10 protein-coding genes and 1 pseudogene are annotated in these 11,969 nt (G+C 67.8%); 7 read left to right on the forward strand and 4 right to left on the reverse strand.

Annotated features, from left to right (window positions below; translation table 11 throughout):
• Window positions 1-194 precede the first annotated feature (194 nt).
• A pseudogene (locus AB0M26_RS24805) lies at window positions 195-290 on the reverse strand (hypothetical protein); the annotation flags it as partial.
• A gap of 274 nt (window positions 291-564) precedes the next feature.
• Window positions 565-1,317, reverse strand: coding sequence for a TetR/AcrR family transcriptional regulator (locus tag AB0M26_RS24810; RefSeq protein WP_365264027.1), 753 nt, complete (start codon window positions 1,315-1,317; stop codon window positions 565-567).
• Window positions 1,318-1,424: 107 nt separating this feature from the next.
• Here AB0M26_RS24810 and AB0M26_RS24815 point away from each other — a divergent pair, with 107 nt between their 5' ends.
• The 3 genes from AB0M26_RS24815 (at window position 1,425) to AB0M26_RS24825 (ending at window position 4,223) form a co-directional block, all read left to right on the forward strand.
• A complete protein-coding gene (locus AB0M26_RS24815) occupies window positions 1,425-2,678 on the forward strand; it encodes an NADH:flavin oxidoreductase/NADH oxidase family protein (RefSeq protein WP_365264028.1) in 1,254 nt (417 codons plus the stop codon).
• A 229-nt stretch (window positions 2,679-2,907) separates the two neighbouring features.
• The gene (locus tag AB0M26_RS24820; RefSeq protein WP_365264029.1) at window positions 2,908-3,042 is read left to right on the forward strand and encodes a hypothetical protein; all 135 of its coding nucleotides are present in this window, start codon (window positions 2,908-2,910) and stop codon (window positions 3,040-3,042) included.
• A gap of 1,034 nt (window positions 3,043-4,076) precedes the next feature.
• Window positions 4,077-4,223 (forward strand): hypothetical protein, encoded by a 147-nt coding sequence (locus AB0M26_RS24825; RefSeq protein WP_365264030.1) that lies wholly within the window; start codon window positions 4,077-4,079, stop codon window positions 4,221-4,223.
• A 79-nt stretch (window positions 4,224-4,302) separates the two neighbouring features.
• Here the strand turns inward: AB0M26_RS24825 and AB0M26_RS24830 are convergent, their stop codons facing one another.
• A complete protein-coding gene (locus AB0M26_RS24830; RefSeq protein ID WP_365264031.1) occupies window positions 4,303-4,923 on the reverse strand; it encodes a LysE family translocator in 621 nt (206 codons plus the stop codon).
• A 508-nt stretch (window positions 4,924-5,431) separates the two neighbouring features.
• Between AB0M26_RS24830 and AB0M26_RS24835 the strand changes: the two genes are divergently transcribed.
• The 4 genes from AB0M26_RS24835 (at window position 5,432) to AB0M26_RS24850 (ending at window position 10,226) form a co-directional block, all read left to right on the forward strand.
• Entirely contained in the window at window positions 5,432-6,985 is a 1,554-nt protein-coding gene (locus AB0M26_RS24835; protein ID WP_365264032.1) for an MFS transporter, read from the forward strand.
• Between the two features lie 482 nt (window positions 6,986-7,467).
• Window positions 7,468-8,283: an ATP-dependent sacrificial sulfur transferase LarE gene (gene larE, locus AB0M26_RS24840; protein WP_365264052.1), complete on the forward strand. Its 816-nt coding sequence runs from the start codon at window positions 7,468-7,470 to the stop codon at window positions 8,281-8,283.
• Window positions 8,284-8,346: 63 nt separating this feature from the next.
• A complete protein-coding gene (larB, locus tag AB0M26_RS24845) occupies window positions 8,347-9,090 on the forward strand; it encodes a nickel pincer cofactor biosynthesis protein LarB (protein ID WP_365264033.1) in 744 nt (247 codons plus the stop codon).
• Window positions 9,090-10,226, forward strand: coding sequence for a LarC family nickel insertion protein (locus AB0M26_RS24850; RefSeq protein WP_365264034.1), 1,137 nt, complete (start codon window positions 9,090-9,092; stop codon window positions 10,224-10,226). The genes larB and AB0M26_RS24850 overlap by 1 nt, the downstream gene beginning before the upstream one ends.
• Before the next feature lie 279 nt (window positions 10,227-10,505).
• Here the strand turns inward: AB0M26_RS24850 and AB0M26_RS24855 are convergent, their stop codons facing one another.
• The gene (locus AB0M26_RS24855) at window positions 10,506-11,930 is read right to left on the reverse strand and encodes a salicylate synthase (RefSeq protein WP_365264035.1); all 1,425 of its coding nucleotides are present in this window, start codon (window positions 11,928-11,930) and stop codon (window positions 10,506-10,508) included.
• Window positions 11,931-11,969: the final 39 nt, after the last annotated feature.

Consider the following 11,969-nt stretch of genomic DNA (forward strand, 5'->3'; position numbering starts at 1 on the left):
TGCTATGTCCTGTCAAGCCGCTTGAGCGAGTCCTTCGACATTGCCGAGTGGGTTGCGATCGGTGCACTCAACGGCCTTGAAGATCTGACGGCAGACCACCCGCTTGAGGCATCGCTGGGCAACACGGGGGGGCATCCCTTCTGCGACCTTGCGTGCCACATACGTCTCCGTCGTGGGGTCGAGACGCATCCGGATCAGGGTGATCGTGTAGATGGCCCGGTTGAGCTGCCGGTCTCCGCTGCGGTGAGCCGATGTCGGTTGGTCAGCCCGGACGAGGCAGGGATCGGCGAGACGCCAGCGAAGGAGGCAAAGGCGGCTTCCGAGCGGAATCTTCCCTCTCCTCAACACGCTCCTTCCCCCCTCCCGCACTCCGCCTCGGACGAGACACCCATGCTCTGAACCGCTCCCGGTGACGCAGACAGCACCAAGCCATCGCCCGCCACTGCCACTACCGAAGAAGCCGGCTCAGGCAACGATGTCTGACTAGAGTACCCAGGCCGTCACAGCACGAGTGATGATTGCTCGATGCTCGTGGGCGTTGTCGGAGGAGAGCACGGGGATTGGTCACTGTGCGGCGTCGTGCCTCGGATCGAGGAGACGGGCGAGTTGGGATCCGGCGTAGTCGAGGAACTCTGCCTTGATGTGTCCGTGTTCGTCTCGGATGGCGGGTCCCGCCAGACCCTCGAGAAGGATCCGAGTTCCCTGGAGGACGGTCTCCAGGAGCTCGGCCGAGGTCAGCCGCAGTCGGTCGGGGCGGACAGCGAGCCCGAACACGCCGTTCATCGATCCCCACAAGAACCGCGCGGTGGCCAATGGATCGACAGGCCGCAGGCTTTCGTCCACGACCGCCTGCTCGATCACGTCGGCGAGTTTCTTGGTCAGCTCATCGACCTGGTCGGCAAGTACGAGGGCGACCGGGTTGTCGGAGGTCGACCGGCCTTGACGGAGGTTGATCACCCTGAACAGGTGCGGGCTCTCCAAGTTGAACTGCAGGTATGCGGCAGCAGCGGCGGCCAAGCGGACCATCGGCGGGCCGTCTGAGTCGTAGGCCGCCAGCAGGTGGTGCTTGGCGGCGGCGACCGCACGCTCGACCACCGCCAGGTGTACGTCGTCGCGGCCGACGAAGTGCTGATAGACCGTCGCGACCGATACATCGGCAGCGTCGGCGATCCGCGCCACCGTCGCGGCCTCTGGATCGATGGCGAACAGCTCTTCCGCGGCGTCGACGATGCGTTTGCGCGTCGCCGCCTTGCGCCTGCTCTGCCGAGGTGACGACGAGGCCGGTGTGAGGCGGTCCGAGGAGGTCGATGTGGCCATGTCTCAACTCTAACACCTTGCCTCTAAAAGTATAGGGTGCCTATATTTCTAGAGGTTGCTTCTCAAAACGGGAAGCACGGAAGCCCGCGCTCGCCACAGAAAGCTGCATGATGTCCATTGACTTGACCACGGCCCTGACGCTGCCCAGCGGTGCCCGCCTGCCCAACCGGATCGCCAAGGTCGCCCTCAGCGAGGGACTCAGTGACCGGACCCAGGCACCGACGTACAAGCTGATCCGGCTCTACCGCCGCTGGGCGGACTCCGGCGCAGGACTGCTGATCACAGGAAATGTGATGATCGACCGCCGAGCGCTAAGTGAGCTCGGCAATGTCGCGGTCGAGGACGACCGCCACATCGAACTGCTCGCCGAGTGGGCCGCCGCGGCCACCGCGGGTGGCGGGCAAGCTTGGGTGCAGCTCTGCCACCCTGGCCGTCAGGCGCCACGCGCACTCAACGGCGGGTCCGTCGCGCCCTCTGAGATCACCGCTGGTTCGACCCTGGGCGTGTACGGCAAACCCCGCGCTCTGACCACGGCCGAGATCGACGATGTGATCCACCGTTTCGCCACCGCCGCGCGGACGGTCGTGGCGGCGGGCTTCACCGGCGTGCAGATCCATGCCGCCCACGGGTATCTGCTCAGCCAATTCCTGTCCCCGCTGACCAACCTCCGAACCGACGCCTGGGGCGGCACACCGGTCAAGCGGCGGCGGCTGCTGCTGGAGATCGTCCGCGCCGTGCGGGCCGAACTCGGCCCGCACACACCAGTATCCGTGAAGCTCAACTCCGCCGACTTCCAACGCGGAGGGATGGACGAAGACGAATCGACCGAGGTCGTCCTGGCCCTGGCACTGGAAGGCATCGACCTGCTGGAGATCTCCGGCGGCACCTTCGAGTCGGTCGCCTTCATGGGCGCTCCCGATGGCGCGATCCGCGCATCGACGCGTGCACGGGAAGCCTACTTCCTCGACTACGCGGAGCGGGTACGCACCACCATCACACACGCGGGCGCCGACCTGCCGCTCATGGTCACCGGCGGATTCCGCAGCACGTCGGTGATGACAGAAGCGATCACGAGCGGCGCGATCGACGTCGTGGGGCTCGGCCGCCCCCTGATCATGGAGCCCGACCTGCCGCAGCGCCTGCTCGCAGGAGGATCAGGAGCCCGCCCCATACGGCCCCGCAAGCTGGGCATCAAACAGTTCGAGGGCATGGGCGAACTGCTCTGGTACGGCGTACAGCTGCGCCGCCTCGGCAACGGCAAGAACCCCGATCCCAATCGCCACCCCGTGCGCAATCTGCCCCTCTACCTAATCAGGGCCGGAATGCTCGGCCGCCCCCAACGCCGTGGATTCGCCATCTGAGTCTGCGCCGATCTCCAATGACCGACGCTGTTCCCGCTTTCGCCGACCGGGTGGCCCAGACCGTAGTAGCCCAGCATTCGATGCGAAGGGTGGAGCCAGGCATGAGTCGTCCTGGACCGAGACTCCGCCTCTGCTGTTAACCGATGCCCAACGGGCCGCGTTGGAGGGCTGAGCGCGTCGTCGTGATGTGTCACGTGGAGGCCACTGACATCCATATCGTCGCCTCCGCTTGATCCGCACGCCAGCCGAACGTCACCGCGCCGATGGGACGTGGAGCACGCTGCATCTCCAGGTCGGTGCCGACCACGAGCAGATCGTGAGCGACGGCGGCCGCGTGCTCAGGGGACGGGCAGACATGCGCTGATGGTCGCAGGAGCTGCTGACAGTTGGCGCGCTGAACCGGCAACAGCCGCCACTCAACAGCGAATCGGCAATACATCGCCTACGCCTACGTCTCCGCCATAGGCATCGGCGTCTGAACGCGTATCTGAGTCAGAGCGGCGCCACGTCCGTCTCCGTATCCCTCGCGGGGACGGACGAGAGCGCGGTGCCCGGGCCGCACGAAACTGACGGACGCGCCCGGTGGGAACGCCTCAGCGCCGGCTACAAGTCCGCCCGGCGGTCCCGGCATCGCTACTGGGCTGATCGGGGGGTTGCCGGAGACTCCCGTGTCCCACGGATCGGAGAGCCGGATCGACGAAGGAGCCCGGGCGATGGTGATCCCAAGCGTGGATCGAGGTCGAGTTCGTGTGACGGCTTGGTGGTGCGCGCGGTGACGCGCTGCCAGGAGTACTGAACACTCTCGGCGCAAGGACCTCGATGGCTCCTTCCTCGACCCAGTTCGTTCACCACGCACGCCTGAACTGTCGTCGCCCGGCTGTGACGGAGGCCGCCGTGCCACCGGGCTGGAAGTGGAGTCCACCGTCGTCGAGTACATCAAGTCCGGCTGAAGTCGCCGTAGCCCCGGAGGCATCGAGCCTCCGGGTTACGGTCGGCGGCGGCTCAAGTGACGCAAGGCCGCTCTGGCGGAGTGGGCCAAGGGGAGGACCGAAGATCCGGTTGCCGGCCCTTTTGATGGGGCGGTGAAGCCGGTGGCGTTGTCCGGGCTGGGTGTAGTCGGCGGAGGGCTGGCGCCCGTTTGTGACCGGTTGGTCGGTATCCGGTGGAGCTTGATGAGCCGTGACTCGGCAGAAGTGGAGAATCGGTTAGGCATTTCATCAGACGTCTGATGTCTTCTCCGGCCTGTCCTGGATTGATCCCTGGGGCGTCCACCGCGCTCTGGGCGGGCCCGCCCATTTCGACGGGGACGGGATCCTCACTGACTACGTGATGTGGCCATGTCCGAGTGCCGCGGGGACTCGGTGTGGCCGTACGAGCAGCAGACGACACGGAGACATCATGCGCATTCGAGCCCTTACCGCCACCGCAGGCGCCGTCCTGCTGGCAACCCTGAGCCTGACCGCCTGCGAGGGGAACAAGGAAGAGCACCAGACCCCGCTGACGCGATCATCGCCCGCAGCGATCTGGACCGCTGTTGGCAGGTGATCCAAGGACCTCCAGCCCTTGATCGATCCGGTCGACCACCCCGACGGAGGTCCTCCGCCCCCCCCGAATGATGGAGTGGTCAGGGCTGCGTCGTGGCGACCTTCAGGCCGAACCCGATCAGGACGATGCCGGTGACGCGGTCCATGGCCCGGCGCACGGCAGGCTTCTGGAAGAAGACGCGGGCCTTGGCCAGCAGCATCACGTAGCCGCCGAGCCACACGGCGGTCAACGCAGCGTGGATGAGGACAAGTAGTGCCATACCGGTGTGGGGGGAAAGTCCGGACGGCGCCAGCGTCGGCAGCAGACCGGTGTAGAAGACGGCGATCTTGGGGTTGAAGACGTTGCTGACCAGGCCGGTTCGCCAGGCGGCGCCGGTAGGGGCGTCAGGGTGTGTGCCCACGGCCTTCGCCCGGAGGTGTCGGCTGTGGATCAGCGCCTGGATGCCGAGGAAGACCAGGTAGGCGGCCCCCGCCAGCTTGACCAGGGTGTACGAGGTGGCAGAGGCCGCCAGGACCGCGGCGAGGCCCGCGACCGTGAGAACCCCCCAGAGCAGCAGCCCCACGGTGATGCCGCCGACCGTCCGTAGCCCGTCCTGCCATCCGGAAGAGACAGCCCGCTTCGTCACGACGGCCATGTCCGGCCCGGGGATCATCGTCAGCACGGCGAGCATGCCGGCCGCAGTGAGGAACTGGAGGAGCATGCCTTCAGTCTCACATCCGGGGGCGCGCGGCGGGTCTTGGGGGCCGTGGGCGTACAGCAGGCTCTCAGCTCCCTCGTCGGTGCTGTCCGACCCGCGCAAGGGCGCAGGCCGCCTGGCAGGTCGGCAAGCTGGCAAGGACCGGCCGAGCATGTTGACGTGATGCTGCACGAACGGCCAGTGGCCAGTCACATGCTTCATGCGGGTGGGGAGCCCGTCGATGCGGGCGTCGCCGGTCCGTAGCGATCGGTCGTCCGTCGCCTGTCTCGCTGTCCGACGGGTCGCCGCTCGGTCACCGCCCAGGGGGCCGTTGGCCTGAGAAGTGACGTGTCGGGCCTGCGGGTGGAGCCGTCGAAGTCTTCAGTGGTTCTACGGTCCGATCGCGGAGCGCCGAACCTGGAACCGGGCAGCCGCGCCTGATAGGCCGCTCGTTACGTCGGCGCGCTCAGCCCGGCGCCCACGGTCCCCGGACGTGTCGCGCGGGTCGCAGAAGGCTGGGGAAGGGAGGCGCATGGATCGGCCGCATTCGCAGCGGCGGCGTCGGTGGGCGGTACTGGCCGTGATGACCGGGGCCTCGTCGATGATCGCCATCGATGCCTTGGTGGTTCTGGTGGCCCTTCCCAGCATTCAGCGCAGTCTGGACAGTTCGGCGACCGGCGTCCAGTGGATCGTTACCGCCTACCTTCTGGGCTTCGCCGGGGCCGGCGCGATCGGTGGGCGCGCGGGGGACGTGTTCGGTCATCCGCGCACGTTCCACTTCGGCACGATCCTGTTCGTCGTCGCCTCGATTGCCGCCGGACTCGCGCAAACGGAACCGTGGCTGATCATCGCTCGTGCGGCGCAGGGCGTGGGGGGCGCGATCCTGCGCCCGGCGTGCTACGCGATCATGGTGGAGGAGTTCGGGCAGAAGCAACGCGGCCGCGCGCTGGGCTTTTCGGCGAGTGCGTCCACGGCTTTCTACAGTCTGGCACCGCTCATCGGCGGAGCGATCACCACAGCGTTCTCCTGGCGCGCGATCTTCTTCATCAACCCTCCCCTGGGCATTGCCGCCGTGATCCTGACACGCCGCTTGGTCGCTTCGGTGCCACGACGTTCGGAACGAGTGGACTGGGCGAGTGCGCCCCTGCTGTTCGCGGGGCTGGTGGGCGTGGTCCTGGCCCTCATGCAGGCACGGTACTGGGGCTGGTTCTCCCCGGCCGTCCTCTCACTGATGCTCGTCGGTGCGGCCCTCCTCGTCCTTCTGTTCGTACGTGAACATCGACGGCCGGACCCCGTGCTCCGCTTCGAACTGTTCCGGCTCAAGGAATTCTCCGTGGGTACGGGTGTCGTCTCCGCTGCACGCTTCGCGTTCGTCGGGTTCTCGGTGTTCGGTGTGATCTGGCTGCAGGACGTCCTTGGTAAGACCGCCCTGGAGGCCAGCCTCTGGATCCTTCCCCTCACGCTGCCCACGGTCCTGTGCGCACCTCTGGGGGGCTGGCTCTACGACCGTCTCGGCCCGCGGGTGCCCTTGGGCATCGGAATGGGCCTGTGCACCGCAGCTCTGCTGTGGGCCGCTTCGGTGCTTCACGAGCAGAGCGTGGCCACGCTGGTGCCGTCCTACTGCGCGCTCGGCACCGGCATCGCGCTGGCCGTGGCGCCGGCCTGGACCACGGGCATGAACGGTGTCCCGAACGAAGTCCGCGCCGCGTCAGCGGGGGTGATCCAGACGTGCAGGGAGGTGAGCGCAGCGCTGGGTGTGGCGGTTCTGGGCGCCGTCGTGGCCCAGCAGCAGAGCGCGAGGCTCAGGCAGGCGCTGGATGGATACGCGGGCATTCCCACGTCCCAGTACGATCGGGTGGAACGGTCGATCGGCAAGGCGGTGGCCGCGTCCGAGCAGGGAACGGCGGCGCCGGCAGGAATCCCGGCGGAGTTGCTGCCCGCTCTGAAGCAGGCAACGACGACTGCCGTCTCAGCCGCCTACTACGTGGCAGGCGGGGTGTTGTTCCTGGCGGCCGCGGCCGTACCGCTCCTTCCGCGGAGAACGCAGCCCGCGGGGACGGACACCGATCGGAAAACCTCGGCTTGACGCTCCAAGGCGGCACACACCGTCTGCTCCCTGTGGCCACGAACGGCGAATACAGATGTGTATGTTGCCCGTGAGCGTGGACAGGAGTTGACGACCTACGCCGGGTGGTCCCGGTCTTCTTCGTGTTCGGGCCCTTGACCTGGGGGCGGTCCATGTGTTGCGGAAATCATCAGAGGCGAGTCGCCGCGGGAGAGTATCCATGCCCGAAACTCCCCGAGCGCACCAGCGGAGAATCGCGCGAGTTGACCGTCGGAGAATCGGCCGCGACGCGCGAACCGCGTGAGTTCCGGAGCGTCATTGCTCCACCGTGGGTCCCCGTTTGGCCTTTTCGGGTGGACGGGCGAAGGCGCACGGCTGAGTCGGGTCTCCTTTCGCGTGTTCCCCGCCCTCTCACGTTTCCGCGCCCTATCGTGAGGCCACCTCGAAACCGAACATGACTCATTGAGGCGGATATTGTGGGCACGGACGCGTCGGCCGACGACATGCTCGAACGGCTGAGACGGCGATTGGCGGAAGAGGAACGCCTGATCGTTGCTTTCTCGGGGGGTGTTGACTCCTGCCTCTTGGCCGCTGTAGCCGGCGACGTCCTCGGCGACCGGGCCGTCGCCGTGACCGCGGTCTCCGCCAGCCTCCCCGCTGCCGAGCGGGAGTTCGCGCGCTCCTTCGCCCGCCGTCACGGGCTGCGCCATCTCGAACTGTGCACGGACGAACAGGAACGTCCCGAGTACCGGGCCAACGGGGCGGACCGGTGCTACCACTGCAAGGACGCGCTCTTCCAGGCGATCGCCCCTCTCGCCGATCTGCTCGGGGCAGCCGTGGCCTTGGGAACCAATATCGAGGACCTCGGCGACCACCGGCCGGGGTTGCGGGCCGCCAAGGACTGGGCTGCCATCGCCCCGCTCGTGGAGGTCGGGCTCGACAAGGCATCCGTACGGCGGATGGCACGCTCTCTGGGCCTGGAAGCGGCCGACAAGCCCGCGGCGGCCTGTCTCGCGTCTCGCGTGGCGTACGGGGACACGGTCACCGAGGAGGTGCTCGGCCGCATCGAGAGGGCAGAAGTCGCCCTGAAGGACATGGGCTTCACCGAGTGCCGGGTGCGTTCACATGGCCAGGGGATCGTGGCCCGGCTGGAGGTGCCGGCGCGTGACATCGAGCGGGCAGCCGCCCTTCGCGAACGGGTCGACTCCGCGGTCCGCGGTGCCGGCTTCGCTTTCTGTGCCCTCGACCTCGCCGGTTTCAGCAGCGGCCGTATGAATGTCCTCCTCGGTATGCCCGCATCGGCCCCCGCCTCTGCCTGAAGTCCCCTCACGCGTCACGGCTGTTTGCCGGTGGCTCACCGTCCCCTTCCGAAAGGTGCACCCGTGTCCGGCCTCATCTCCCAGGACGGTCCGCCCTCCGGGATTCGACCGCGCCCGAGCGCCAATTCCAACGCCTCGCCCGGCTACGCCGACCTCGGCTTCGCACGCGTCGACACCGACCGCGAGGCACGGCAAGGCCTACCGGAGATCGTCTACGGACCGGGCAAGCGCGTCGATGAGATCGTCGCCATCGTCGCCCGGTTGCTGGAGCGCAATACAGGTCCGGTCCTCGTGACCCGCGTCGAGACATCTGTGGCCGACGCGGTCATCGAGCAGGTGCCGGGCGGACGTCACCATGCCGATGCCCGTCTGCTGGTCTGGCGTCCGGCACCGCGGACGAGGTTCACCACCGCGGTGGTCACGGCGGGTACCGCGGACGGTCCCGTCGCGGCCGAGGCCACGGAAGTCGCCCGAGCCATCGGGATGCGCGTCGTCACCCAACGCGATGTCGGCGTCGCGGGCATCCACCGGCTGCTGGCCGTCGCCGACGAGTTGCGGGCCGCGGACGCCGTCATTGTCATCGCCGGCATGGAGGGCGCTCTGGCGAGTGCCGTCGGCGGACTCGTGGCGTGCCCCGTGATCGCAGTACCGACCTCGACCGGCTATGGCGCTGCGCTCGAGGGTGTCACGGCCCTGCTGGCCATGCTCACATCGTGCGCCGCCGGCCTGACCGTGGTGAACATCGACTCCGGGTTCTCAGCCGCCATGGCCGCCCACCGAATGGTCCACACAGCAGGAGCACGGTAATGATTCTTTGGCTCAATCCGACCACGGGGCTGTCCGGGGACATGCTGCTCGGTGCACTCCTCGATCTCGGGGCACCGATCGACACGGTCCGGGCGGCGATCTCCTCGACCGGACTCACTGGCTGGCACCTGGAGACCGAGCGCGTAGGGAGTGCCCTGCGCGCACTGGTGACCGTGGACGACCCCGGTGTGGACGCACGCCGCGCTGTCGACATCATGCGGTTGGTGGGCAACGTCTCCTCCGAACCTGTCGCCACTCTGGCGACGCGCACTCTCGAGGCGATCACCGAAGCCAAGGGCACCATCGACAATCGGAGCCCGGAAGACGTCGAACTCTTCGAAATCGGCCAGATGGACACGGTAGTGGACATTGTGGGGACGGCCGCGGCACTCCATTCTCTCGGCATCACCCAGGTGCACTGCGGACCCGTGGGCGTGGGCTCCGGCCAGGTGGACACCCGCCAGGGGATTCTGTCCGTACCGACCCCGATGACCCTCGCTCTGCTGGCGGGGGCGCAGACACGCGGCATCGATGTCTCTGCCGAGACTGTGACCCCGACCGGAGCAGCGATGCTGGGTGCTATCGGCGTCCAGTACGGCCCGATGCCGTCGATGCGCATCGAGCGAACCGGCTACGGCGCGGGCGGCATGACCTTCCCGGGGCGGTCGAACGTCCTTCAGGCCGTACTGGGAACGAACGGACGTCCTGACGGCACGCGAGAGTTGACTCTGATGGAGACCAACCTCGATGACGTTACAGGGGAGTTGCTCGGTCGGCTGATCTCGCAGCTCCTGGACGAGGGAGCGCTGGATGCCTGGACTTCCGTGGCTGTGATGAAGAAGGGCCGACCCGCCCATGTCGTTCATGTGCTGTGCAAGCCGGAGGACGCCCATCGCCTCCAGGAGAAGCTCTTCGCGGAGAGCGGAACACTCGGGATCCGCACCAGCACGGTCACCCGCACGGCACTCCCTCGTACCACCGAGATCGTGGACGTCGGGGGGTATCCGGTACGCGTCAAGCGCGGGCCCTACGGTGCCAAGCCGGAGCACGACGACGTGCTCTCCGCCGCCCGTGCTTCGGGGCTTCCCCCCTGGGAGATCACGGCCAGGGCTCTGGAAGCTTGCCGCAAGGACTGACGCGCGCCAACACCCTGCGTCTTCCCGCGCGCGTACAGCCCGGAGGCACCGACGCCCTGCCCCGCTGGGGCCGCCCTCGAGGCAGGGTCCTGGTCGGTACGGTCGGAGAAGGACCGGCGGGTGCTCATCGTCCTGCCGGGCCGGAGTGCCCTCACCTCCCACCGGCCTCCCCGCGCGAGGCTTCGCAACGCCCGCCAGGGGGGCCCGTGCCGGATCGGACGGCTGATCACGCTGACCACCAATCGTCGGCCCGCACCGGCCGGCCATGTCCCGCACTGGTCACGATTGCGTCGAATGCTTCTGCTGACCTGGTATCTGACGGAGATGAGGTGCGACGCTGCGCAGTTTCTCGCAGGTCTCCTCGTACTCGCGGTCCGGGTCGGAACTGCCCATGACACCTGCTCCGGCGCGGAGCCACGTGCGGCCGTGGCGCCGCAGAATGGAGCGCAGTACCAGAGCCGCGTCCAGGCTGCCGCGGACGTCTGCAGTGAAGACCGCGCCACCGTAGAGGCCGCGAGTTCCCGGTTCGTGGCGGGCGAGGGCCGACAGCGCCGCTGCTTTGGGGGCTCCGGTGGCGGTGATGGCGGGGAAAAGGGTCGCGAACGCCGACCAGGGGCCGTGCTCGTCGCCCAGTCGGCCAACGACGCGTGACGCGAGGTGCTGGACGGAGCCCCGTTCTTTGATCGTCATGAATTCATCGACCGCGACGGAGCCCGGTCGGCAGACGGTCGAGAGTTCCTCGCAGGCCAGCCGTACGGAGATGGCGTGTTCGTGCACTTCCTTGGAGTCTTCGAGGAGTTCCGCACGCAGTCGGCGATTCTCGTCGGCGTCCTGGCCCAGGGCTCTCGTTCCCGCGAGGGGCTGGGTGACGACACGCCCGTCCTCGTCGACTTCGACGACGGTTTCCGGGCTGAATCCCGCTGCCTGCCAGCCGCCCAGGTCGAAGAGAAAGGATCGAGCCGGGTTGTTCGCCTGCCGTCCGGCGTAGTAGGAAGCGCCAAGATCGGTCTGTGATCCGTCGGGCAACGGCACGGCCCTGGACACAACGGCTTTGCTGATCTTCCCCGCACCGATGTCCTCGATCGTCCTCGCGACGGCTCGGCGGTACGCGATACGACCGGACGCGATGATGTCCTCGGCTCCGGGAAGCGGGCGCGGTGCCGGAGCGGCGGCGGTGTCCGGCATGGCGGTGAGTGCGTCGGCGATCATGGCCGTCCAGGAGCCGTCCACCGCCTGGACTTGCGCCCTTCCTGGGGTGAGGGCGACGTCCACGCGGGGCACCAGCAGATGAATGAGCGGCTCTTCATCCGCGGTCTGGCGAAGGGTGGTGTGCAGGACATGGGCCAGTTCGAAGGCTGCCCACCCGTACACGCGCCGGCTCTCGCCCGCCTCGTGTCCGAGCGCCGCGAGGGCCTCGGCGACCCGGTCGACGGGCCTGCCGTGCGTAGGCAGTGTCCAGATTCCGCCGGCGGCCCGGCAGGTGGCCTGGCGCGGGCTCACGGTCACCGTGGCCGCCGTTCCCGCGGCGAAGTGCCAGGTGCCCTCGCGCTCGTAGACCGCATGCTCTTCGCCCGGAATGGCCGCCGCCAGGTGGACCGCCGCGGCGGCAGGGTCCGCGGGAGCTTCGAGCATGGTGTGCTCACTGAACGCCGGTACGGCTCGGGCCCACTTCAGCGAAGCCTTGGGAAGCGTGCTGATCGTCATGGTGTTCGTTCCTTCTGTGCCTGCCGCCGGGCGGGCCGT

Origin of the sequence: Streptomyces sp. NPDC051776 (assembly GCF_040681345.1) — a bacterium.
Classification (GTDB): Bacteria; Actinomycetota; Actinomycetes; order Streptomycetales; family Streptomycetaceae; genus Streptomyces.